The sequence below is a fragment of the Streptomyces sp. NPDC097595 genome (assembly GCF_044761525.1).
Taxonomy (GTDB): Bacteria; Actinomycetota; Actinomycetes; order Streptomycetales; family Streptomycetaceae; genus Streptomyces; species Streptomyces drozdowiczii_A.
Map to the genome: position 1 here is coordinate 210612 of NZ_JBIWCN010000004.1, position 23380 is coordinate 233991.

Annotated in this window: 18 protein-coding genes and 1 tRNA gene; 3 read left to right on the top strand and 16 right to left on the bottom strand. The window is 67.9% G+C overall.

Translation table 11 applies throughout. The features are described 5' to 3' along the window. Nucleotides 1-125: 125 nt before the first annotated feature. The 13 genes from fusA to ACIQZN_RS08185 all read right to left on the bottom strand — a co-directional run bounded on the left by fusA (nt 126) and on the right by ACIQZN_RS08185 (nt 16846). Nucleotides 126-2255 carry an elongation factor G gene (gene fusA, locus ACIQZN_RS08125; protein ID WP_403989477.1) on the bottom strand — a complete coding sequence of 710 codons (2130 nt, stop codon included), beginning with the start codon at nt 2253-2255 and terminating at the stop codon, nt 126-128. A 38-nt stretch (nt 2256-2293) separates the two neighbouring features. Beyond that, nucleotides 2294-2764, bottom strand: a complete 471-nt coding sequence (gene rpsG, locus ACIQZN_RS08130; protein ID WP_018101248.1) for a 30S ribosomal protein S7 — start codon at nt 2762-2764, stop codon at nt 2294-2296. A gap of 2 nt (nt 2765-2766) precedes the next feature. Continuing rightward, on the bottom strand, nt 2767-3138 hold the full coding sequence (gene rpsL / locus ACIQZN_RS08135; protein ID WP_003948652.1) for a 30S ribosomal protein S12: 372 nt from the start codon (nt 3136-3138) through the stop codon (nt 2767-2769). Between the two features lie 445 nt (nt 3139-3583). Further along, nucleotides 3584-7483 (bottom strand): DNA-directed RNA polymerase subunit beta', encoded by a 3900-nt coding sequence (locus ACIQZN_RS08140; protein ID WP_403989479.1) that lies wholly within the window; start codon nt 7481-7483, stop codon nt 3584-3586. A gap of 129 nt (nt 7484-7612) precedes the next feature. Next, nucleotides 7613-11098: a DNA-directed RNA polymerase subunit beta gene (rpoB, locus tag ACIQZN_RS08145; protein ID WP_403989481.1), complete on the bottom strand. Its 3486-nt coding sequence runs from the start codon at nt 11096-11098 to the stop codon at nt 7613-7615. A 562-nt stretch (nt 11099-11660) separates the two neighbouring features. Next, nucleotides 11661-12044 (bottom strand): 50S ribosomal protein L7/L12, encoded by a 384-nt coding sequence (gene rplL / locus ACIQZN_RS08150; protein WP_403989483.1) that lies wholly within the window; start codon nt 12042-12044, stop codon nt 11661-11663. An 84-nt stretch (nt 12045-12128) separates the two neighbouring features. Beyond that, nucleotides 12129-12686 carry a 50S ribosomal protein L10 gene (gene rplJ / locus ACIQZN_RS08155; protein ID WP_018101258.1) on the bottom strand — a complete coding sequence of 186 codons (558 nt, stop codon included), beginning with the start codon at nt 12684-12686 and terminating at the stop codon, nt 12129-12131. A 292-nt stretch (nt 12687-12978) separates the two neighbouring features. Further along, the gene (locus tag ACIQZN_RS08160) at nt 12979-13893 is read right to left on the bottom strand and encodes a hypothetical protein (RefSeq protein WP_403989485.1); all 915 of its coding nucleotides are present in this window, start codon (nt 13891-13893) and stop codon (nt 12979-12981) included. A 159-nt stretch (nt 13894-14052) separates the two neighbouring features. After that, entirely contained in the window at nt 14053-14775 is a 723-nt protein-coding gene (rplA, locus tag ACIQZN_RS08165) for a 50S ribosomal protein L1 (protein WP_361023510.1), read from the bottom strand. Between the two features lie 80 nt (nt 14776-14855). Then, the gene (rplK, locus tag ACIQZN_RS08170) at nt 14856-15290 is read right to left on the bottom strand and encodes a 50S ribosomal protein L11 (RefSeq protein WP_018101261.1); all 435 of its coding nucleotides are present in this window, start codon (nt 15288-15290) and stop codon (nt 14856-14858) included. A 175-nt stretch (nt 15291-15465) separates the two neighbouring features. Continuing rightward, nucleotides 15466-16308: a transcription termination/antitermination protein NusG gene (gene nusG, locus ACIQZN_RS08175; protein ID WP_018101262.1), complete on the bottom strand. Its 843-nt coding sequence runs from the start codon at nt 16306-16308 to the stop codon at nt 15466-15468. A gap of 71 nt (nt 16309-16379) precedes the next feature. Then, on the bottom strand, nt 16380-16667 hold the full coding sequence (gene secE / locus ACIQZN_RS08180) for a preprotein translocase subunit SecE (RefSeq protein ID WP_018101263.1): 288 nt from the start codon (nt 16665-16667) through the stop codon (nt 16380-16382). A 106-nt stretch (nt 16668-16773) separates the two neighbouring features. Continuing rightward, nucleotides 16774-16846 (bottom strand) — tRNA-Trp (locus tag ACIQZN_RS08185). Between the two features lie 225 nt (nt 16847-17071). On the opposite strand from ACIQZN_RS08185, the gene ACIQZN_RS08190 reads away from it, so the two are divergent. Together ACIQZN_RS08190 and ACIQZN_RS08195 are read left to right on the top strand one after the other, a co-directional pair. Next, complete coding sequence (locus ACIQZN_RS08190) at nt 17072-18298, top strand: pyridoxal phosphate-dependent aminotransferase (RefSeq protein ID WP_026171281.1); 1227 nt, start codon at nt 17072-17074, stop codon at nt 18296-18298. Nucleotides 18299-18422: 124 nt separating this feature from the next. Further along, on the top strand, nt 18423-19445 hold the full coding sequence (locus tag ACIQZN_RS08195; RefSeq protein WP_403989489.1) for an adenosine deaminase: 1023 nt from the start codon (nt 18423-18425) through the stop codon (nt 19443-19445). A 3-nt stretch (nt 19446-19448) separates the two neighbouring features. Here ACIQZN_RS08195 and ACIQZN_RS08200 read toward each other — a convergent pair whose 3' ends face one another. Then, nucleotides 19449-20048: a TetR/AcrR family transcriptional regulator gene (locus ACIQZN_RS08200; protein WP_403989491.1), complete on the bottom strand. Its 600-nt coding sequence runs from the start codon at nt 20046-20048 to the stop codon at nt 19449-19451. Between the two features lie 87 nt (nt 20049-20135). Here ACIQZN_RS08200 and ACIQZN_RS08205 point away from each other — a divergent pair, with 87 nt between their 5' ends. Beyond that, a complete protein-coding gene (locus tag ACIQZN_RS08205; RefSeq protein ID WP_403989493.1) occupies nt 20136-20771 on the top strand; it encodes an NAD(P)-dependent oxidoreductase in 636 nt (211 codons plus the stop codon). A gap of 26 nt (nt 20772-20797) precedes the next feature. Here the strand turns inward: ACIQZN_RS08205 and ACIQZN_RS08210 are convergent, their stop codons facing one another. Then, on the bottom strand, nt 20798-21853 hold the full coding sequence (locus ACIQZN_RS08210; protein ID WP_403989495.1) for a UDP-N-acetylmuramate dehydrogenase: 1056 nt from the start codon (nt 21851-21853) through the stop codon (nt 20798-20800). Nucleotides 21854-21924: 71 nt separating this feature from the next. Then, nucleotides 21925-23379 carry an MFS transporter gene (locus ACIQZN_RS08215; RefSeq protein ID WP_403989497.1) on the bottom strand — a complete coding sequence of 485 codons (1455 nt, stop codon included), beginning with the start codon at nt 23377-23379 and terminating at the stop codon, nt 21925-21927. Nucleotide 23380 lies beyond the last annotated feature (1 nt).

Here is a 23380-nt window from a genome sequence, read left to right on the forward strand (position 1 = left end):
TTCATCGGCGCCAGGTGATCTTTGCTGGAATGCCGGTGCCGGGGGCATCCGCCACGCTGCTTACGCGGTGCGACGAATGCCCGACCGGGCTCCGGTGACAAGCCTAAAGCGTGAGCTCGGAAGAGTTACTCGCCCTTGGCCTTCGCGATGATCTCCTCGGCGACGTTCCGCGGAACCTCGGCGTAGGAGTCGAACTGCATCGAGTAGCTTGCGCGACCCGAGGTCTTGCTGCGGAGGTCTCCGACGTAGCCGAACATCTCCGAGAGGGGCACGAGGCCCTTCACGACGCGAGCGCCGCTGCGCTCCTCCATGGCCTGGATCTGGCCACGGCGGGAGTTGAGGTCGCCGATGACATCGCCCATGTAGTCCTCGGGCGTGGTGACCTCGACGGCCATCATCGGCTCAAGGAGCACGGGGGACGCCTTGCGGGCACCCTCCTTGAACGCCTGCGAACCGGCGATCTTGAAGGCGAGCTCCGAGGAGTCGACCTCGTGGTAACCACCGTCGAGAAGGATGACGCGGACGCCGACCATCTCGTAACCGGCCAGGATGCCGAACTGCATGGCTTCCTGGGCACCCGCGTCCACCGAGGGGATGTACTCACGGGGGATGCGGCCACCGGTGACCTTGTTGACGAACTCGTACGACGCGTCGCCGCCCTCAAGGGGCTCGATGGCGATCTGCACCTTCGCGAACTGGCCGGTACCACCAGTCTGCTTCTTGTGCGTGTAGTCGATGCGCTCGACGGCCTTGCGGATCGTCTCGCGGTACGCGACCTGGGGCTTGCCGACGTTCGCCTCGACGCGGAACTCGCGCTTCATGCGGTCGACGAGCACCTCGAGGTGCAGCTCGCCCATACCACCGATGATGGTCTGGCCGGTCTCCTCGTCGGAGTGCACCTGGAAGGACGGGTCCTCCTCGGAGAGGCGCTGGATGGCGACACCCAGCTTCTCCTGGTCACCCTTGGACTTGGGCTCGATGGCGACCTGAATGACCGGCGCCGGGAAGTCCATGGACTCCAGGATGACCGGGTTCTTGTCGTCGCACAGCGTCTCACCGGTGGTGGTCTGCTTCAGGCCCATGACGGCGATGATGTCGCCGGCGCCCACCGAGTCGATCTCCTCACGCTTGTTCGCGTGCATACGGTAGATCTTGCCGATGCGCTCCTTCTTGCCCTTGACGGAGTTCAGCACCGCGGTGCCGGCGTCCAGGCGACCGGAGTAGATCCGGACGAAGGTGAGCTTGCCGAGGTGCGGGTCGCTCGCGATCTTGAACGCCAGAGCCGACAGCGGCTCCTCGTCCGAGGGCTTGCGCTTGATGACCGTCTCGGGGTCCTTGGGGTCGTGGCCCTCGATGGCCTCGACGTCCAGGGGGGAAGGCAGGTAGCGGACGACCGCGTCGAGCAGGGGCTGGACGCCCTTGTTCTTGAACGCGGTGCCACAGAACACCGGGGTGACGGTGACGGAGTCGGCGCTGCCCTTGGAGGCCAGGGTGATGCGACGGATCGCCTCGTGCAGCTGGTCCTGGGTGGGCTCGGTGCCCTCCAGGTACAGCTCCATCATGGCGTCGTCGTTCTCCGCGACGGCCTCAAGGAGCTTGCCGCGCCACTCGTCCGCCTGCTCCTGGAGCTCGGCCGGGATGTCAACGACGTTGTACATCTCGCCCTTGGCGGCCTCTTCGGGGTACACGAAGGCCTTCATCGACACGAGGTCGACGACGCCCGTGAAGTCCGCCTCGGCACCGATCGGCAGCTGCATGACGATCGGGGTCGCGCCGAGGCGGTCCACGATCATGTTGACGCAGCGCAGGAAGTCGGCACCGGTGCGGTCGAGCTTGTTGACGAAGCAGATACGCGGCACGCCGTAGCGGTCCGCCTGACGCCAGACGGTCTCGGACTGCGGCTCGACGCCGGCCACACCGTCGAACACGGTGACGGCGCCGTCGAGGACGCGGAGCGAACGCTCCACCTCGACGGTGAAGTCGACGTGACCCGGGGTGTCGATGATGTTGATGGTGTGGTCAACATCGTTGAGCGGCCAGTGACAGGTCGTCGCGGCGGACGTGATGGTGATGCCGCGCTCCTGCTCCTGCTCCATCCAGTCCATCGTGGCAGCGCCGTCGTGGACCTCACCGATCTTGTACGAAACGCCGGTGTAGAACAGGATCCGCTCAGTGGTGGTCGTCTTGCCCGCGTCGATGTGGGCCATGATCCCAATGTTGCGGACCTTGGCCAGGTCAAGCGAAGTGGTGGCCATAAGGCTCAGTCTTCTCTCGGTCTCGATGGGGGTAGCGACTACCAGCGGTAGTGCGCGAAGGCCTTGTTGGACTCGGCCATCTTGTGGGTGTCCTCACGCTTCTTGACGGCAGCGCCAAGACCGTTCGAGGCGTCGAGCAGCTCGTTCATGAGCCGCTCGGTCATCGTCTTCTCGCGGCGGGCGCGGGAGTAACCCACGACCCAGCGGAGGGCCAGAGTGGCGGCACGACCGGGCTTGACCTCGATCGGCACCTGGTAGGTGGCGCCACCGACACGGCGGGACTTGACCTCGAGCGAGGGCTTGACGTTCTCCAGCGCGCGCTTCAGCGTGATGACCGGGTCGGCGCCGGTCTTCTCGCGAAGACCCTCCATGGCGCCGTACACGATCCGCTCGGCGGTGGAACGCTTGCCGTCGAGCAGGATCTTGTTGATCAGCGACGTGACAAGAGGAGAGCTGTAGACCGGGTCGATGATGACCGGGCGCTTCGGGGCGGGGCCCTTACGAGGCATTCTTACTTCTCCTTCTTGGCGCCGTAGCGGCTGCGGGCCTGCTTGCGGTTCTTGACACCCTGGGTGTCGAGCGAGCCGCGGATGATCTTGTAACGAACACCCGGCAGGTCCTTCACACGGCCACCACGCACGAGCACGATGGAGTGCTCCTGCAGGTTGTGTCCCTCACCCGGGATGTAGGCCGTGACCTCGATGCCCGAGGTCAGGCGCACACGTGCGACCTTCCGGAGCGCGGAGTTCGGCTTCTTCGGGGTGGTCGTGAACACACGCGTGCAGACGCCGCGGCGCTGGGGCGAACCCTCGAGTGCGGGCGTCTTGTTCTTCTCGACCTTGTCCTGCCGGCCCTTCCGGACCAGCTGCTGGATCGTAGGCACTACTTCTCCGGTTTCTGTGTGCCGTCGGTGAAACTAACCTGGAACGTCGCCGACCCACGCGGTCGGGTGTGTCGGATCCTGCGAGCCCGTACCGAAACGGCATGAGGAGCACGGATCACGGTGGCCGAAGACAGGCTCGCCATGCGGTTGAGGACACGCACGCGAACCCAGGCACACCCCAGGCACAAGGTCTGAGCGTACCTACCTCACGGACCTGGGTCAAAACAAATGGCGTCCAGCCCGGGCGGCCGGCCCGCGCGCCCGGCTTGTCCCGACCCGTACGGATGCCCCACAAGCCCCTGAGAGCGCCTCTGAGGCCATACGAGCCCCGCGTGGGCCCCCGGGAGCCCCGCCCCTCCGGCGCGCCACTGTGACGTATCACACGCCGGAGGGCGGCCACCCCGCAACCGGGATGACCGCCCTCCGGGCGTATCAAGCGACTCGCTTACTGGTTGTACGGACCGTAGTCGTAGTCCTCCAGCGGAACGGCCTGGCCGGAGCCCGTGCCGAACGGCGAGTAGTCGATGTCGTCGTAGCCGACGGCCGAGTACATCGCGGCCTTGGCCTCCTCGGTCGGCTCGACCCGGATGTTGCGGTAGCGGGACAGGCCCGTACCGGCCGGGATGAGCTTACCGATGATGACGTTCTCCTTGAGGCCGATCAGGGAGTCGGACTTGGCGTTGATCGCCGCGTCCGTCAGGACCCTGGTCGTCTCCTGGAAGGAGGCCGCGGACAGCCACGACTCCGTCGCCAGCGACGCCTTGGTGATACCCATCAGCTGCGGACGGCCGGAGGCGGGGTGACCGCCCTCGGTGACCACGCGACGGTTCTCGGTCTCGAACTTCGAGCGCTCCACGAGCTCGCCCGGCAGCAGCTCCGCGTCGCCGGACTCGATGATCGTCACGCGGCGGAGCATCTGCCGGATGATGATCTCGATGTGCTTGTCGTGGATCGACACGCCCTGCGAGTTGTAGACCTTCTGGACCTCGCCGACCAGGTGGACCTGGACCGCGCGCTGGCCGAGGATGCGCAGCACGTCGTGCGGGTTGGTGGCACCCACGGTGAGCTTCTGGCCCACCTCGACGTGGTCGCCCTCGCCCACCAGGAGACGGGCGCGCTTCGAGATCGGGAAGGGGATCTCGTCGCTGCCGTCGTCCGGGGTGACGACGAGCTTCTTGGTCTTCTCGGTCTCCTCGATGCGGACACGGCCCGCGGACTCGGAGATCGGGGCGACACCCTTGGGCGTACGCGCCTCGAAGAGCTCGACGACACGCGGCAGACCCTGGGTGATGTCGTCACCGGCCACACCACCGGTGTGGAAGGTACGCATCGTCAGCTGGGTACCGGGCTCACCGATGGACTGGGCGGCGATGATGCCGACCGCCTCACCGATGTCGACCAGCTTGCCGGTGGCGAGCGAGCGCCCGTAGCAGAAGGCACAGGTGCCGACCGCGGACTCACAGGTCAGGACCGAGCGGGTCTTGACCTCCTCGACGCCGGCGCCCACCAGGGCGTCGATCAGGACGTCACCGAGGTCGACGTTGGCAGGCGCGATGACCTTGCCGTCCACCACGACGTCCTCGGCGAGCATGCGGGCGTAGACCGAGGTCTCGACGTCGTCCGTCTTGCGGAGGACACCGTCGGCACCCTTGACGGCGATCTTCAGCTTGAGGCCGCGGTCGGTGCCGCAGTCCTCCTCGCGAATGATCACGTCCTGCGAGACGTCCACCAGACGACGGGTCAGGTAACCCGAGTCGGCGGTACGCAGAGCGGTGTCCGCCAGACCCTTACGGGCACCGTGCGTGGAGATGAAGTACTCCAGAACGGTGAGGCCCTCACGGAAGGACGCCTTGATGGGACGCGGGATCGTCTCGTTCTTGGCGTTGGACACCAGACCACGCATACCGGCGATCTGACGCATCTGCATCATGTTTCCTCGGGCACCCGAGTCAACCATCATGAAGATGGGGTTCGTCTTGGGGAAGTTCTCGTTCATGGCCTCGGCAACCTCGTTGGTCGCCTTGGTCCAGATCGCGATGAGCTCCTGCGTGCGCTCGTCCTTGGTGATCAGACCGCGCTCGTACTGCTTCTGGACCTTCTCGTCCTGCTCCTCGTAGCCCTTGACGATGGCCTTCTTGGCCTCGGGCACGACGACGTCGGAGATGGCCACGGTGACGCCCGAACGGGTCGCCCAGTGGAAGCCGGCCGCCTTCAGGTTGTCGAGCGTCGCCGCCACGATGACCTTGGGGTAGCGCTCGGCGAGGTCGTTGACGATCTCGGAGAGCTGCTTCTTGCCGACCGAGTAGTCGACGAACGGGTAGTCCTCGGGCAGCAGCTCGTTGAAGAGCGCGCGGCCCAGGCTCGTCCGCAGCCGGAAGGTGTCACCCGGCTGGTACTCGGGCTCGCCCTCCTCGGCGACCGGCGGCACCCAGCCACGCGGCGGGATGGTGCCCACCGGGAAGCGGATGTCGACGGACGACTGGAGCGCCAGCTCGCCGGCGTCGAACGCCATGATCGCCTCGGCCGTGGAGCCGAACGCGCGGCCCTCGCCCTTGGTGTCGCGGAGCTCGCCGTCGGTGGTCAGGAAGAACAGGCCCAGCACCATGTCCTGGGTCGGCATGGTGACGGGACGACCGTCGGCCGGCTTCAGGATGTTGTTCGAGGACAGCATCAGGATGCGGGCCTCGGCCTGCGCCTCCGCGGAGAGCGGCAGGTGCACGGCCATCTGGTCACCGTCGAAGTCCGCGTTGAACGCGGTGCAGACGAGCGGGTGGATCTGGATGGCCTTGCCCTCGACCAGCTGCGGCTCGAAGGCCTGGATGCCGAGGCGGTGCAGCGTGGGCGCACGGTTCAGCAGCACCGGGTGCTCGGCGATGACCTCTTCGAGGACGTCGTACACGACGGTGCGGCCGCGCTCGACCATGCGCTTGGCCGACTTGATGTTCTGCGCGTGGTTCAGGTCGACCAGGCGCTTCATCACGAACGGCTTGAAGAGCTCCAGCGCCATCGCCTTCGGCAGACCGCACTGGTGCAGCTTGAGCTGCGGACCGACGACGATCACGGAACGCGCGGAGTAGTCCACGCGCTTGCCGAGCAGGTTCTGACGGAAACGACCCTGCTTGCCCTTCAGCATGTCGCTGAGGGATTTCAGGGGACGGTTACCGGGACCGGTGACCGGGCGACCGCGACGACCGTTGTCGAAGAGGGCGTCCACGGCCTCCTGGAGCATGCGCTTCTCGTTGTTCACGATGATCTCGGGCGCGCCGAGGTCGAGAAGCCGCTTCAGGCGGTTGTTGCGGTTGATCACGCGGCGGTACAGGTCGTTCAGGTCGGAGGTCGCGAAGCGGCCACCGTCCAGCTGCACCATCGGACGCAGGTCCGGCGGGATGACCGGCACGCAGTCGAGCACCATGCCCTTGGGCTTGTTGCTGGTCTGCAGGAACGCGGAGACGACCTTGAGGCGCTTGAGCGCACGGGTCTTCTTCTGGCCCTTGCCGGTACGGATGATCTCGCGGAGGCGCTCGGCCTCCTCGTCGAGGTCGAAGGACTCCAGGCGCTTCTGCAGCGCGGCGGCGCCCATGCAGCCGTCGAAGTACGTGCCGAAGCGGTCACGCAGCTCGCGGTAGAGCAGCTCGTCGCCCTCCAGGTCCTGGACCTTGAGGTTCTTGAAGCGGCTCCACACCTCGTCGAGGCGGTCGATCTCGCGCTGCGCACGGTCGCGCAGCTGCTTCATCTCGCGCTCGGCACCTTCGCGCACCTTGCGGCGTACGTCGGCCTTGGCGCCCTCGGCCTCCAGCTCGGCCAGGTCGGACTCAAGCTTCTTGGCGCGGTTCTCCAGGTCGGAGTCGCGGCGGTTCTCGACCTGCTGGCGCTCGACGGAGACGTGGGCCTCCAGGGAGGGGAGGTCGCGGGTGCGGCGCTCCTCGTCCACGAACGTGATCATGTACGCGGCGAAGTAGATGACCTTCTCAAGGTCCTTCGGCGCGAGGTCCAGCAGGTAGCCCAGACGCGACGGGACGCCCTTGAAGTACCAGATGTGGGTGACGGGAGCGGCGAGCTCGATGTGGCCCATGCGCTCGCGGCGCACCTTGGCGCGGGTGACCTCGACGCCGCAGCGCTCACAGATGATGCCCTTGAAGCGGACACGCTTGTACTTGCCGCAGTAGCACTCCCAGTCCCGGGTCGGACCGAAGATCTTCTCGCAGAAGAGTCCGTCCTTTTCGGGCTTGAGGGTGCGGTAGTTGATGGTCTCCGGCTTCTTCACTTCGCCGTGGGACCAGGTCCGGATGTCGTCCGCGGTGGCAAGGCCGATCCGCAGCTCGTCGAAGAAGTTGACGTCGAGCACTTGTCGTCAATCCCTCTTTCGGGGGTTCGAGCCCCCTCGCGTCACGCGAGAAATCGGGGCACTTCAGCAATGGTCTGAACGGGTCCGGGGAGAGCCGGCCGGATCACGGGGATCCGGCCGGCCAACCCGTCAGACCTCTTCGACGCTGCTCGGCTCGCGCCGGGACAGGTCGATACCGAGCTCCTCCGCCGCGCGGAAGACGTCCTCGTCCGTGTCGCGCATCTCGATGGACATGCCGTCCGAGGACAGCACCTCCACGTTGAGGCAGAGCGACTGCATTTCCTTGATGAGCACCTTGAAGGACTCGGGAATGCCCGGTTCGGGGATGTTCTCGCCCTTGACGATCGCCTCGTAGACCTTCACGCGGCCGGTGACGTCGTCGGACTTGATCGTCAGCAGTTCCTGGAGGGCGTAAGCGGCGCCGTAAGCCTCAAGGGCCCACACCTCCATCTCACCGAATCGCTGCCCACCGAACTGCGCCTTACCACCCAGCGGCTGCTGCGTGATCATGGAGTACGGGCCGGTCGAACGGGCGTGGAGCTTGTCGTCGACCAGGTGGTGCAGCTTCAGGATGTACATGTAGCCGACCGAGACCGGGTCCGGGAACGGCTCGCCGGAGCGGCCGTCGAACAGGTTGGCCTTGCCGGAGGGCTGCACCAGACGCATGCCGTCGCGGTTCGGGATCGTGGCCTCGAAGAGACCGGAGATCTCGTCCTCGCGCGCACCGTCGAAGACGGGCGTGGCGACGTTGGTGCCGGGGGCGACCTGGTCGGCGCCGATGGCCTGCAGGCGCTTGGCCCACTCGTCACCGAGGCCGGAGACGTCCCAGCCGCGGCTGGCGAGCCAGCCGAGGTGGATCTCCAGGACCTGTCCCGGGTTCATTCGGGACGGGACACCCAGCGGGTTGAGGATGATGTCGACCGGGGTGCCGTCCTCCAGGAACGGCATGTCCTCGATCGGCAGGATCTTCGAGATGACGCCCTTGTTGCCGTGACGGCCGGCGAGCTTGTCACCGTCGGTGATCTTGCGCTTCTGCGCGACGTAGACGCGGACCAGCTGGTTCACGCCCGGCGGCAGCTCGTCGCCCTCTTCGCGGTCGAAGACGCGGACGCCGATGACCTTGCCGATCTCACCGTGCGGCACCTTCAGCGAGGTGTCGCGGACCTCGCGCGCCTTCTCACCGAAGATCGCGCGGAGCAGGCGCTCCTCGGGGGTCAGCTCGGTCTCACCCTTGGGCGTGACCTTGCCGACGAGGATGTCGCCGGCGACGACCTCGGCACCGATACGGATGATGCCGCGCTCGTCGAGGTCGGCGAGGACCTCCTCGGAGACGTTCGGGATGTCCCGGGTGATCTCCTCGGGGCCGAGCTTGGTGTCACGGGCGTCGACCTCGTGCTCCTCGATGTGGATCGAGGAGAGGACGTCGTCCTGCACGAGGCGCTGCGACAGGATGATCGCGTCCTCGTAGTTGTGACCCTCCCAGGGCATGAACGCCACGAGCAGGTTCTTGCCGAGCGCCATCTCACCGAACTCGGTGGCCGGGCCGTCGGCGAGGACCTGGCCCTCGATGACGCGGTCGCCCTCGGAGACGACGACCTTCTGATTGACCGAGGTGCCCTGGTTGGAGCGCATGAACTTGGCGATGCGGTACGTGGTGTACGTACCGTCGTCGTTCGTGACGGTGATGTAGTCCGCGGAGACCTCCTGGACCACACCGTCCTTCTCGGCCTTCAGCACGTCGCCGGCGTCGGTGGCGCAGCGGTACTCCATGCCGGTGCCGACGAGCGGCGCCTCGCTCTTGATGAGCGGGACGGCCTGGCGCATCATGTTCGCGCCCATGAGGGCACGGTTGGCGTCGTCGTGCTCCAGGAAGGGGATCATCGCGGTCGCGACGGACACCATCTGGCGCGGCGAGACGTCCATGTAGTCGACTTCGGTGCCGGGCACGTAGTCGACCTCTCCGCCACGACGGCGGACCAGGACGCGGGGCTCGGTGAAGCGCAGCTCGTCGGAGAGCGTCGCGTTCGCCTGGGCGATGACGAAACGGTCTTCCTCGTCGGCGGTGACGTAGTCGACCTCGTCGGTGACCTGGCCGTCGACGACCTTGCGGTACGGCGTCTCGATGAAGCCGAACGCGTTGACGCGGCCGTACGAGGCGAGCGAACCGATCAGACCGATGTTCGGGCCTTCGGGGGTCTCGATCGGGCACATGCGTCCGTAGTGGGACGGGTGCACGTCTCGGACCTCGAAGCCGGCCCGCTCACGGGAGAGACCACCCGGGCCGAGCGCCGACAGACGGCGCTTGTGGGTGAGACCCGACAGCGGGTTGTTCTGGTCCATGAACTGCGACAGCTGGCTGGTGCCGAAGAACTCCTTGATGGAGGCGACGACCGGCCGGATGTTGATCAGGGTCTGCGGCGTGATCGCCTCGACGTCCTGGGTCGTCATGCGCTCACGCACGACGCGCTCCATACGGGCGAGACCCGTACGGACCTGGTTCTGGATGAGCTCGCCGACGTTGCGCAGGCGGCGGTTGCCGAAGTGGTCGATGTCGTCGGTCTCGACGACGATCGTCCGGCCGGACTCGCCGACCGTCTCGGTCTCACCGGCGTGCAGCTTGACCAGGTACTTGATGGTCGCGATGACGTCGTCGGTGGTGAGCACGCCGGCGTCCAGCGGCTCGTCCGCGCCGAGCTTCTTGTTCACCTTGTAGCGGCCGACCTTCGCGAGGTCGTAGCGCTTCGGGTTGAAGTAGAGGTTCTCGAGCAGCGTCTGAGCGGCCTCGCGGGTGGGCGGCTCGCCCGGGCGGAGCTTGCGGTAGATGTCGAGCAGCGCGTCGTCCTGGCCCTGGGTGTGGTCCTTCTCCAGGGTGGCACGCATGGACTCGTACTCGCCGAACTCCTCAAGGATCTGCTCGGTGCTCCAGCCGAGCGCCTTCAGGAGGACGGTGACCGACTGCTTGCGCTTGCGGTCGATGCGGACACCGACCATGTCGCGCTTGTCGATCTCCATCTCCAGCCAGGCACCCCGGGAGGGGATGATCTTGGCGGAGAAGATGTCCTTGTCGGACGTCTTGTCGATCGAGGAGTCGAAGTAGACACCCGGCGAGCGGACCAGCTGCGACACCACGACACGCTCGGTGCCGTTGATGACGAAGGTGCCCTTGTTGGTCATGAGCGGGAAGTCGCCCATGAAGACCGTCTGGGACTTGATCTCGCCGGTCTCGTTGTTGGTGAACTCGGCCGTGACGAAGAGCGGGGCGGCGAACGTGAAGTCGCGCTCCTTGCACTCGTCGATCGAGTTCTTCGGGGGCTCGAAACGGTGGTCGCGGAACGTGAGCGACATCGACCCGGAGAAGTCCTCGATCGGAGAGATCTCCTCGAAGATCTCCTCCAGGCCGGACTTGGTGGGGACGTCTTGTCCACTGTCCAGAGCAGCCTCGACGCGAGCCTTCCAGGCGGCGTTGCCGAGGAGCCAGTCAAAGCTCTCGGTCTGCAGCGCGAGGAGGTTCGGAACCTCGAGGGGCTCCTTGATCTTTGCAAAAGAGATGCGCAGCGGGGCGGTGCTGGCGCCGTTGTTCGTATTCGCGGTCGAGGCGTTGCGCGAGGCGGCCAAGAGGGGGTCCTTCCGAGGGCTCGGACTCACTACGCGCGTACCGGTCCCAAATTGGACATGAGGGCAGAAAATCCCAGATCAGGGATGATCGGTCCACGATGCTCAAGATGGGTATGCCCCTGGTGACGGGCAGGAGGCAGCTAACAGGCAGCGCAAAGGGTCAGTGTAGCCAAGTGCCACACTGATGTCCAGTCGGGGTTTTCAGAGACCCACGTTGCTCTCAACAGCTCTTCTCAACACCCTTGTTCAGCCCTGCGCGAGGTGCGCCCTTCTTTACTGCCCGCTTCACCGTCGATCCATGCCTCGGATTCGGATCGATTCGGCGACGCGCCTTGAGAATTGCGCGCCGCGTGCGGTTCGTCAAGGGCCCCCTCGGCCCCGGCCGCCCTCGGGCCCCGCGAGAGGCGCACGGCGAAGATCACCATACTCGTCAACGCGCGAAGGGCAAGGCACCCGCCTCCGGTACGCCGAAAGGCGATCACCCGTACGGGTGATCGCCTTTCGCGATGTGACTCCGCGCCTCGCGGCACGGGGGTCCTGAGGAGTCAGAGGACTCCTCGGGTCACTTGACCTCGACGGAGGCGCCGGCGCCCTTGAGGGACTCGGCAGCCTTCTCCGCGGCGTCCTTCGCGACCTTCTCGAGGACGGGCTTCGGGGCGCCGTCGACGAGGTCCTTGGCCTCCTTCAGGCCGAGGGAGGTCAGCTCGCGCACGACCTTGATGACCTGGATCTTCTTGTCACCGGCGGCGGTGAGGATGACGTCGAACTCGTCCTTCTCCTCCTCGACCGGGGCGGCCGGGCCGGCCTGGCCCGGGCCCGCGACGGCGACGGCCGCGGCGGCGGTGACGTCGAACTTCTCCTCGAAGGCCTTCACGAACTCGGCGAGCTCGATGAGGGTGAGCTCCTCGAACTGAGCGAGCAGGTCTTCCTGGGACAGCTTCGCCATGACAGGCGTCCTTCCACTATTCGGCAGGTGCCGGATGTATGTGTCGGCGGGCGTACACGGTGCCCGCTGGACCGCTGAGCGTGATTACTCGGCGGCCTCGGCGGGAGCCGGCGTACCGGCACCGCCCTGCTCCTCCAGCTTGACGCGAAGCGCTTCCGCGGTGCGGACGAACTTCGACGGCAGCGCCTGGAAGAGCTGCGCAGCCTGAGTCTGCTTGCCCTTCATGGCACCGGCCAGCTTGGCGAGCAGAACCTCGCGGGACTCGAGGTCCGCGAGCTGCTTGATGTCATCGGCGGACAGCGCCTTGCCGTCAAGGACACCGCCCTTGATGATCAGGTTCGGGTTGTCCTTGGCGAAGTCACGAAGACCCTTCGCCGACTCCACCGGGTCACCGGTGACGAAGGCAACCGCCGTCGGACCTGCGAACAGGTCGTCCAGCGTGTCGATCCCGGCCTCGTTGGCCGCAATCTTGGTCAGCGTGTTCTTCACCACGGCGTACTGGGCGTTCTCACCGAGCGAACGGCGCAGCTGCTTGAGCTGTGCCACGGTGAGACCCCGGTACTCGGTCAGCACGGCGGCATTCGAGCTGCGGAACTGGTCCGCGAGCTCGGCTACCGCAGCAGCCTTGTCGGGCCTAGCCATAGCGTCGGCCTCCTTCCGGGTGATGAGGACCGCTCGAAAGGGACCGGAAAGACGAAACGCCCCGGCGCAGGCGCCAGGGCGAAGCTCGACCGAACGAAGTCCGGGAGCTCTCCACAGTCACCTGCGCAGGTCGTCCGCATCAACGGAGCCTTCGGTTGCCCGAACCCTGATGGATTCAGAACAACGACCAGCGGTCTTTGGCTTCTGCAGAAGAGTACGCGACTCGGGTCGCGCCGGGCAAATCCGTCCCGTTTCGATCGGTGCCGGGAGGTTTGAACTCCCCGGAACCGGGTTACGAAGCGGCTCCCTGCTGCTGCTTCATCAGCTCGGTGAAGTCGACGGTCTGGGCGGCCGGCGGGGCCTCGACGGACACCTTCACGCCGTAGTCGCTGTAGAACACCGTGGAGTTGAGCTCGCCGGTGTTCATCTGGCCGCGCTCGGTCTTCTTCACCAGGAGGTCGTTGTCGTCCACCCAGATGTCGATGGTCTCGGTGGTGATCCCGGAGGTGGCCAGCTGCTCCTTGAGCTGGGCGACCTCGTCGGCGTCCAGATTGCCGTTCTTGGCGGTCAGCTCGGCGACGTCGACCGTACCCGAGTAGTGCGTGGCGCGGACGCCGCGCACGTCCTCCTGGCCGACCTTCTTCACGTCACCGGAGGCCAGCAGCGACTTCACCCCCTGCTCGGGGGTGCTGTTCTGCATCTGGTCCTCCATCGCGGCGCCCGCGGCGCCGGAGAGCTTGGCCATGTCGTCGTAGCTGTAGCTGATCCAGCGCTTGCCGCCGGTCTGCTGGGCCATGGCCTCGCCCATGTCCACCATGTACCCGTCCTTGAGGTACCGGGCTTCCATCGTGCCGTTGCTGCCGAGCTGCTTCATGCTGTCGGCCATGGCGCCACCGGTGGAGGTGATCTTCAGCGTGCCGGTGATGCCGTCGGACCAGTCGATGGCGCCCTGCTGCTTGGCGGACATCGCGCTGCCCATGGTCGTCGTGCCGTCGATCCGCGCCGAGTGCGCCTGGCCGGTCTTCTTCTGCACGGCGACCAGCGCGGCGATCGGGTCGACCTTCACCACGGAGCCGCCGCGGCTCTCGGTCTTGCCGGAGCCCTTGCCCGTACCCCCGTCGTCCGATCCGCCACAGGCCGCGACCGAGGTCAGCGCCGCCGCCACAGCGACGCACAGACCCACGCGCCGTACGGTATTCGTCACCATCTGAGATTCCCACCCCTCGTTCGACTCTCGGTCACCCACGCTAACGCAGGGGTCCGACAGTCATGTCCACGTACGAATGAGGACGAGCCCCGCACCTCGAAAGGTTGCGGGGCCCGTCCCATGTCACACGTGACGCGGCGGTCGTACGAGCGCGGGGGCTCAGACGGCGGCCGGGTCCTCCTCGACGAGGAGGTTGCGGGTGCGGTTGGAGTCCAGCGGGATGCCGGGGCCCATCGTGGTCGCCAGGGCGGCCTTCTTGATGTAGCGGCCCTTCGCCGCGGACGGCTTGAGGCGGAGGACCTCGTCCAGCGCCGCTGCGTAGTTCTCCACCAGCTTGGTCTCGTCGAAGGAGACCTTGCCGATGATGAAGTGCAGGTTCGAGTGCTTGTCGACGCGGAACTCGATCTTGCCGCCCTTGATGTCGTTGACAGCCTTCACGACATCGGGGGTGACCGTACCGGTCTTCGGGTTCGGCATCAGACCACGCGGACCGAGCACGCGGCCGAGGCGGCCGACCTTGCCCATGAGGTCCGGGGTCGCGACGACGGCGTCGAAGTCCAGACGGCCCTTCGCCACCTCGTCGATGAGCTCGTCGGAGCCGACGATGTCGGCGCCGGCGGCTTCCGCGGCCGCAGCACGGTCACCGGTCGCGAAGACCAGGACCCGGGCGGTCTTGCCGGTGCCGTGCGGGAGGTTCACGGTGCCGCGGACCATCTGGTCGGCCTTGCGCGGGTCGACACCCAGGCGGAAGGCGACCTCGACGGTGCCGTCGAACTTCGTGGTGGCGGTCTCCTTGGCGAGACGGACGGCCTCGAGCGGGGCGTACAGGCGCTCCCGGTCGATCTTGGCGTCCGCAGCGCGGAGGTTCTTGCTGCGCTTCACTTCTACTCCTGATGGTTTTCAGAGTGTGGAGTCGTGGTGCGGACCAGCGCCGGTCCTACCACTGAGGGCGTGGGGCTGAATCAGCCTTCGACCGTGATGCCCATGGAGCGGGCGGTGCCAGCGATGATCTTCGACGCGGCGTCGAGGTCGTTGGCGTTCAGGTCGGGGAGCTTCGTCGTGGCGATCTCGCGGACCTGGGCAGCCGTCAGCTTGGCGACCTTGGTCTTGTGCGGCTCGCCGGAGCCCTTCTCCACACCCGCGGCCTTGAGGATCAGCTTGGCGGCCGGCGGAGTCTTGGTGATGAAGGTGAAGGAGCGGTCCTCGTAGACCGTGATCTCCACCGGCACGACCATGCCACGCTGCGACTCGGTCGCGGCGTTGTAGGCCTTGCAGAACTCCATGATGTTGACGCCGTGCTGACCCAGTGCGGGGCCGACCGGCGGGGCCGGGTTCGCCGCACCGGCGTTGATCTGGAGCTTGATAAGCCCCGTGACCTTCTTCTTCTTGGGAGGCATGTGCTCTCTCCGGGTCCTAGTGAGAGTTTTCGCCTTCATCCGGTCATCCGGATGCAGGCATACCGCACAACGATAACGGGTATAGCCGTGCGACCAAAAACCAAGCAGGTCAGACCGGCTGCGAGAGCCTGTCTGACCTGCTCGGTAGGCATGTGTCCAGAAGCGGGCGGAAAGCTCAGTTCTTCTGGATCTGGTCGAAGCTCAGCTCGACCGGGGTCTCGCGACCGAAGATCTCGACCAGGCCCTTGACCTTCTTCGAGTCGGCGTTGATCTCGTTGATCGTCGCCTGCAGCGTCGCGAACGGGCCGTCGGTGACGGTGACCGAGTCGCCGACCTCGAAGTCGAGGACCTCGACGGTGACCTTGCGGGCCGGAGCCGGCTTGCCCTCGGCCTCGGCGGCCTCACGGGCGGCCTTCTCCTCGGCCTCCGGAGCGAGCATCTTGACGATCTCGTCCAGCGTCAGCGGGTACGGGTCGTAGGCGTTGCCCACGAAGCCGGTGACGCCGGGGGTGTTGCGGACGACGCCCCAGGACTCGTTCGTCAGGTCCATGCGCACCAGGACATAGCCGGGGAGCTTGTTCTGGCGGACGTTCTTGCGCTCGCCGTTCTTGATCTGGACGATTTCCTCCTCAGGCACCTCGGCCTGATAGATGAACTCCTCCACGTTCAGCGAGACGGCGCGCTGCTCCAGGTTGGCCTTCACACGCTTCTCGTAACCGGCGTACGTGTGGATGACGTACCACTCGCCCGGCAGCCCGCGGAGCTCCTCGCGCAGGGCCGTGACGGGGTCGACGGGCTCGGCCGGCTCGGCCTCCTCCTCGTCGGCCGCGTCCGCGGTCTCCTCGGCGGTGTCCTCGGACGCCTCGTCGCCGGCCTCGGGGGCCTCGTCGGCGTCGGCGGCTTCGGCCTGGTCCGACTCCTCGGCGTCCGCCGCCTCGACGATGTCGAGCTCGTCCTCGGCGGACTCGAAGGCGCCCGCCGTCGGCTCGACGGCGTCGTTCAGGTTCGGGTCAGACACGATGGCTTCTTCCTGGATACAGATGGGTGGAACATGCGAAAGGGGCGCCCATCAGGCGCCCTTCGCGTGGATCAGCCAAAAACGTACTTGATGACCCGCGCGAAACCGAAGTCAATCACGGTTACGAGGCCGATCATGACGACGACGAACGCAATCACCACAGTGGTGTACGTCGTCAGCTGGTTGCGCGTCGGCCAGACGACCTTGCGGAGCTCCGCGACGATCTGGCGGTAGAAGAGCGCGAGACGGCCCAGAGGGCCCTTCTTGCCGCGCTTGCCGCCCTTCCGAGTCTTCTTCTTCGACTCGGGGGCCTCGTCCTCGGCATCAGGCTTGTCGATGGAGCCCACGGCGTCCGTCACGCTTCTCACCTGATTCCGGGTCGTGGCCGTGCCGCGCCCGGTGGAGCCGCACGGCGGTGCATTGAAGTACGTACATGCGCACACATCCTGGCGAAGGAGTGTGTAGCAGGGCCGGAGGGACTTGAACCCCCAACCGCTGGTTTTGGAGACCAGTGCTCTACCAATTGAGCTACGACCCTTTGTGGATTCCACCAACCTACCGCATGTTCCCGGATGACCCGAGTGCAGGAACGGTGCGGCTGGTGAAGGCCAACGACAGGAGAGTGTACGTGCTCAGCGGCCCGGCGTCGAACAGAAAGCTGCTGATCGCTCCTGGTCGCTTCCTGTCCGCATGCTGTCCGAGTGCTGTCCGGTCCCTGAAACCCCCGTGCCGACGCGGAAAACGGTCTGCGAGCATGGGGGCCATGAGCGCTGCTACTTCTCCGTCCGAGAGCCGGGTCTCCGCCCGCATCGGTGCCATCTCCGAGTCCGCCACCCTCGCCGTCGACGCCAAGGCCAAGGCCCTCAAGGCCGCCGGCCGCCCGGTGATCGGCTTCGGTGCCGGTGAGCCCGACTTCCCGACCCCCGGCTACATCGTGGACGCCGCCGTCGAGGCGTGCCGCACCCCGAAGTACCACCGCTACACCCCCGCGGGCGGGCTCCCCGAGCTCAAGGCCGCCATCGCGGAGAAGACGCTGCGCGACTCCGGTTACGAGGTCGACGCCTCCCAGATCCTGGTGACCAACGGCGGCAAGCAGGCGATCTACGAGGCGTTCGCCGCGATCCTCGACCCGGGCGACGAGGTCATCGTCCCGGCCCCGTACTGGACCACCTACCCCGAGTCGATCCGGCTGGCCGGCGGCGTCCCGGTGGAGGTCGTGGCCGACGAGACCACCGGCTACCGGGTCTCCGTGGAGCAGCTTGAGGCCGCCCGTACCGAGCGTACGAAGGTCGTCCTGTTCGTCTCCCCGTCGAACCCGACCGGCGCGGTCTACAGCGAGGCCGACACCGAGGCGATCGGCCGCTGGGCCGTCGAGCACGGCCTCTGGGTGATGACCGACGAGATCTACGAGCACCTGGTCTACGGGGACGCGAAGTTCACCTCGCTCCCGGCCGTCGTGCCGGAGCTGCGCGACAAGTGCATCGTGGTCAACGGCGTCGCCAAGACGTACGCGATGACCGGCTGGCGCGTCGGGTGGATCATCGGCCCCAAGGACGTCGTGAAGGCCGCGACCAACCTCCAGTCGCACGCCACGTCCAACGTCGCCAACGTCTCGCAGGCCGCCGCGCTGGCCGCCGTCTCCGGGGACCTGGACGCGGTCGCCGAGATGCGCACCGCCTTCGACCGGCGCCGCCGGACCATCGTGAAGATGCTCAACGACATCGACGGCGTGTTCTGCCCCGAGCCCGAGGGCGCGTTCTACGCGTACCCCTCGGTCAAGGACCTGCTCGGCAAGGAGATCCGCGGCAAGCGCCCGCAGACCTCGGTGGAGCTGGCCGCACTGATCCTGGACGAGGCCGAGGTGGCGGTCGTCCCGGGCGAGGCGTTCGGCACGCCGGGCTACCTGCGCCTGTCGTACGCGCTGGGCGACGACGACCTGGTCGAGGGCGTCTCGCGGCTCCAGAAGCTGCTGGGCGAGGCGAAGGCGTAACCCGGCCCTCTTCCCGATAAGGCGGCCCCCGATGTCCGAATCGGGGGTCGCTTTCGCGTTCGACGGGGCACTCGATGGGGAAAGCGGCTACCGCGCCGCCCCGTCCGTGCGGCAGGATCTTGCAATGGAACGTGATGTACGGCTGCTGCCCAAGGCCCACCTGCACCTGCACTTCACCGGGTCGATGCGGCCCACGACACTGCTGGAGCTCGCCGACAAGTACGGGGTGCGGCTGCCCGAGGCCCTGACCGGCGGCGAGCCGCCCAAGCTGCGTGCCACGGACGAACGGGGCTGGTTCCGCTTCCAGCGGCTGTACGACATCGCCCGGTCCTGTCTGCGGGCCCCCGAGGACATCCAGCGCCTGGTGCGCGAGGCCGCCCGGGAGGACGTGGCGGACGGATCCCGCTGGCTGGAGATCCAGGTCGATCCCACCTCGTACGCGCCCCTGCTCGGCGGTCTGATCCCGGCGATCGAGATCATCCTGGACGCGGTGGACGCCGCCTCGCGCGAGACCGGGCTGCCGATCCGGGTGGTCATCGCGGCGAACCGGATGAAGCACCCGCTGGACGCCAGGACCCTCGCGCGCCTCGCCGTGCGGTACGCGGACCGGGGCGTCGTCGGCTTCGGGCTCTCCAACGACGAACGGCGCGGCATGGCCCGTGACTTCGACCGGGCGTTCGCCATCGCCCGGGAAGGCGGTCTGCTGGCCGCTCCGCACGGCGGCGAGCTGTCGGGCCCGTCCAGCGTCCGGGACTGCCTGGACGACCTCGACGCGGCCCGCGTGGGGCACGGCGTGCGCGCCGCCGAGGACCCCCGGCTGCTGCGGCGGCTCGCCGAGGCGGGGGTGACCTGCGAGGTGTGCCCCGCGTCCAATGTGGCGCTCGGCGTCTACGAGAAGCCCGCCGATGTCCCCCTGCGCACTCTGTTCGACGCCGGGGTGCCGATGGCCCTGGGCGCGGACGACCCGCTGCTCTTCGGCTCCCGGCTGGCCGCGCAGTACGACCTGGTGCGCCGCCACCACGCGTTCACCGACGAGGAACTGGCCGAGCTGGCCCGCCAGTCGGTGCGCGGTTCGACGGCGCCGGAGCCGGTGCGGGCGGAGCTGATGGCGGAGGTCGACGCGTGGCTGGCCGGTCCCACGGCCTGAGCCTCAGCCGGCGAGGCCGTTGAGCAGGGTGCGGGCGAGGGCCGCCGCGAAGTCGTCCAGTGGCTGGGGCGGTTCGCCGTTGCCCGTGGCGTCGTAGGCGAAGGCGCGCTGGGCGCAGGCGCCGAGGAGCAGTGAGGCGGCCGCGTAGGTGTCGGCGTCGGGGCGGACGCGACCTGCGGTCTGTTCGGCCCGCAGATACGTGTCGACGCCGCGGATGGGCAGGTGGGGGCCGGTGCCGAGCTCGCGCATGGCCGCGTCGTGGCGCTCCTTGAGCCTCGGTTCGGCGTACAGGGAGGCGGCGATCGGGAAGCTCTGCTCGTAGAAAAGGGAAGCCTGGCGGGCGATGTCGGTGAGGTTCTCCTCGACCGACCGCTCCCCCGCGCCCGGGTCGGCGATGAGCTCGCGCAGGTCGATCCTGGGCAGCCGTTCCTTGAGGACCACCACGAACAGTTCCTCCTTGCTGAGGAAGTTCTTGTAGAGCGCGGCCTCCGAGCAGCCGGCGGCTTTGGCGATCTCCTTGGTGGTGGTCCGGGCCAGGCCCTTGGTGAGCATGAGCTCGTGGGCGGCGTCGACGAGGCGGACACGGGCCGGCTTCTGCTCCATGAGCACTCCCATATGGCTTGACGGGTGAGTGATTACCCACCCACTCTAGAGGTGAGTGAACACTTACCCACCTCGAAGGGGTGTGCCATGAAGCTCACGGTTTTTGGTGCGACCGGCGGTATCGGGCAGGAGATCGTCCGCCAGGCGGTGGCGGCGGGGCACGAGGTCACGGCGGTGGTCCGCGATCCCGCCCGGCTCGCGGTCCCGCTCTCGGACGTCACGGTGCACACGGCCGCCCGGGTCGACGACCCGGAGGCGCTGCGGGAGGCGGTGGCCGGCCGGGACGCGGTCCTCTCCGGCCTCGGGTCCAGGGGCCGGAAGGCCGACGGGATCGCCGAGCGGCTGACCCGCGCCGTGCTGACGGCCATGGAGGCGGAGGGCACCCGGCGCCTGCTGGTGGTCAGCGCCGCCCCGGTCGCCCCCACACCCGCCGGCGAACCGCTGCTCGACCGGATGATGCTCTCGATGATCGGCGCGGTCCTCAAGGAGGTGTACGCGGATCTCACCGCGATGGAGGCGGCACTGGCGGCCTCGGCCACGGACTGGACGTCGGTGCGGCCGCCCAAGCTGACGAACGGGCCCCTGACGGGCACCTACCGCACGGTCGTCGGCGGCAACCCGCGCAGCGGCCGGTCCATCTCCCGGGCCGACGTGGCCCACGCGATGCTGGCCCTGATCGGCGACCAGGCGACGGTGAAGCAGGGCGTGGGCGTCGCGTACTGAGGGCGCGGGGCGCGGGCCCGGTCGCGCTACAGGCTCACGCCCACCGTCACCGGTTCGTTGACCAGGGTGACGCCGAAGGCCGCGTGCACCCCCGCCACGACCTCGCGCGCCAGGGCGAGCAGGTCCTCCGTGGCCGCCGCGCCCCGGTTGGTGAGGGCGAGCGTGTGCTTGGTGGAGATGCGGGCGGGCCCGGTGCCGTAGCCCTTGGTGAAGCCGGCCCGGTCGATGAGCCAGGCGGCGGAGGTCTTGGTGCGCCCCTCACCGGCGGGGAAGGCGGGGGGCGTGACGTCCGGGCCGAGCCGGTCGGCGACCCGGGCCAGGAACGCGTCGAACTCGGCCTGTTCCAGGATCGGGTTGGTGAAGAAGGACCCGGCCGACCAGGTGTCGTGGTCCTCGGGGTCCAGCACCATGCCCTTGCCGGCGCGCAGCCGGAGCACGGTTTCACGGGCCTCGGCGGCGGGAACGCGCTCGCCCTCGCGGACGCCCATGGCCCGCGCGGTCTCCGGGTACTTCAGGGGCGCCGAGAGCCCGCCGGCCTCCTCCAGGCCGAAGCGGACGCGCAGCACCACGTACCGGTCGGGTTCGGCCTTGAAGCGGCTGTGCCGGTAGGAGAACGCGCACTCGGAGTTGGGCAGGACGACCGTTTCGCGGGTGCGCCGGTCGTAGGCGACGACCTCCGTGATGGTGGCGGACACCTCCTGTCCGTACGCCCCGACGTTCTGGATCGGCGTCGCGCCCGCAGAGCCGGGGATGCCAGCCAGGCATTCGAGACCCGCGAGACCGGCTTCCACGGTGCGGGTGACGGCGTCGGTCCAGACCTCCCCGGCGGCCAGTTCCAGGGAGCCGCCGTCGAGGACGAAGCCCTTGGTGGCGATCCGCAGGGCGGTGCCCTCGAAGCCCTTGTCGCCGATGACCAGATTGCTGCCGCCGCCGATGATCAGGAGCGGGGTGCCGCTGTCGTCGGCCTCGCGCACGGCATCGATCACCTCGGTGTCCGTGGTGGCCGTGAGGAGCCGGGTGGCGGGGCCGCCGAGCCGGAAGGTGGTCAGGGGGGCGAGGGGGGCGTCGTGGAGTTCCTGCACGGGGACAAGGGTACGGTCCGTGGCCCCGCCGGACGGCGGGGCCACGGACCGTGTGGCGTGTACGGGGTGCGTCAGGCGGGTACGGAGACCGGCTCCTCGGCGCGGGCCTCGGGCTCGGCGGTCCCGGCGGCGGCCTCCTGCGTACCGGCGGCGCGGCGGCCGGGGATCATCAGGGCGACGAGCGCGGCGAGGGCGACGACTCCGGCACCGATCCAGACGGCGGGCACGGTGCCGTCGGTGAAGGACTGCGCGGACTCCAGGCCGCCCTGCGAGGCGAAGACGGTGGTGAGCACGGCGACCCCGAGGGCGCCGCCGACCTCGCGGAGGGCGTTGTTGGCGCCGGACGCGATGCCCTGGTCACCGGGGCGGACGCTGGACATCACCAGGCTGGCGGCCGGGGCGAAGTACAGGGCCATCCCGATGCCGCCGATGATCAGGCCGGGCAGCTGCGACACGTAGGACGCGTCCGGGGCGATGACCAGGGCGAAGAGGGCGAGGCCCACCGCCTGGAGGGCGAGCCCGGTCACGACCACCGGACGGCCGCCGAAGCGGTCGGAGAGGATCCCGGCGATGGGGGCGACGAGCATCGGCATGCCGGTCCAGGGCAGCATCCGCAGCCCGGCCTCGGTCGGCGAGTAGCCGAGGACGCCCTGGAAGTACTGGCTGAGCAGGAAGATCGCGCCGAACATCCCGAGGTACATCAGCAGGCTGGCGATGTTGATCCCGAAGAAGCCGCGGTCCCGGAAGAGCCGCATGGGGAGCATCGGCTTGCGGCCCCGGAAGCCGTGGCGGACGAAGGCGCCGATGAGCGCGATGCCGGCGATGAGGGAGGTCAGGACGGTCGGGCTGGTCCAGCCGTCGGCGTTGGCGTTGACGAGGCCGTAGACGATGCCGAAGAGGCCGCCGCTGACGAGGAGGGTGCCGGGGACGTCGAGCCGGGCGCCGGGGGCGTACGACTCCGCGAGGCGGAAGCGGGCGAGCGGCAGCAGGAGCAGGCCGATCGGGACGTTGAGCCAGAAGATCCACTGCCAGGAGATGTGCTCGGTGAGGCTGCCGCCGATCAGGGGTCCGCTGGCCACGGCGAGGCCGGTCGCGGCGCTGAAGATGCCGAGCGCCATGCCCCTTCGGGCGGGTGCCACGGCGGCCGTGAGCAGGGTGAGCGTGAGCGGCATCATGATCGCTGCACCGACGCCCTGGACGGCGCGGAAGGCGATGAGTTCGTTGATGCCGGGCGAGAGGGCGGCCGCGGCGGAGGCGCCGGTGAAGACGGTGAGGCCGGTGAGGAAGAGCCGGCGGCGGCCGAAGCGGTCACCGAGGGCGGCGCCGAACATCAGCAGGACGGCGAAGGTGAGCGTGTAGGCGTTGACCGTCCACTCCAGCTCCTCCATCTCTCCGCCGAGGCTCTCGCGGATGGACGGCAGGGCGGTGGTGACGACGAGGTTGTCGAGAGCCGCCATGAAGCCGGCGACGCTGGTGATGACGAGGGCCCAGGCCGCTCCCGCGCGGCCCTTCGATTGCTGGTTCACT

Bases quoted from the DNA above. Each gene is read 5' to 3' on its own strand.
- ACIQZN_RS08205 (WP_403989493.1), top strand. From the start codon at position 20,136: ATGAAGCTCACGGTTTTTGGTGCGACCGGCGGTATCGGGCAGGAGATC.
- rplK (WP_018101261.1), bottom strand. From the start codon at position 15,290: ATGCCTCCCAAGAAGAAGAAGGTCACGGGGCTTATCAAGCTCCAGATC.
- ACIQZN_RS08195 (WP_403989489.1), top strand. From the start codon at position 18,423: ATGGAACGTGATGTACGGCTGCTGCCCAAGGCCCACCTGCACCTGCAC.
- ACIQZN_RS08200 (WP_403989491.1), bottom strand. From the start codon at position 20,048: ATGGAGCAGAAGCCGGCCCGTGTCCGCCTCGTCGACGCCGCCCACGAG.
- ACIQZN_RS08190 (WP_026171281.1), top strand. From the start codon at position 17,072: ATGAGCGCTGCTACTTCTCCGTCCGAGAGCCGGGTCTCCGCCCGCATC.
- ACIQZN_RS08160 (WP_403989485.1), bottom strand. From the start codon at position 13,893: ATGGTGACGAATACCGTACGGCGCGTGGGTCTGTGCGTCGCTGTGGCG.
- rpsG (WP_018101248.1), bottom strand. From the start codon at position 2,764: ATGCCTCGTAAGGGCCCCGCCCCGAAGCGCCCGGTCATCATCGACCCG.
- fusA (WP_403989477.1), bottom strand. From the start codon at position 2,255: ATGGCCACCACTTCGCTTGACCTGGCCAAGGTCCGCAACATTGGGATC.
- rplJ (WP_018101258.1), bottom strand. From the start codon at position 12,686: ATGGCTAGGCCCGACAAGGCTGCTGCGGTAGCCGAGCTCGCGGACCAG.
- rplL (WP_403989483.1), bottom strand. From the start codon at position 12,044: ATGGCGAAGCTGTCCCAGGAAGACCTGCTCGCTCAGTTCGAGGAGCTC.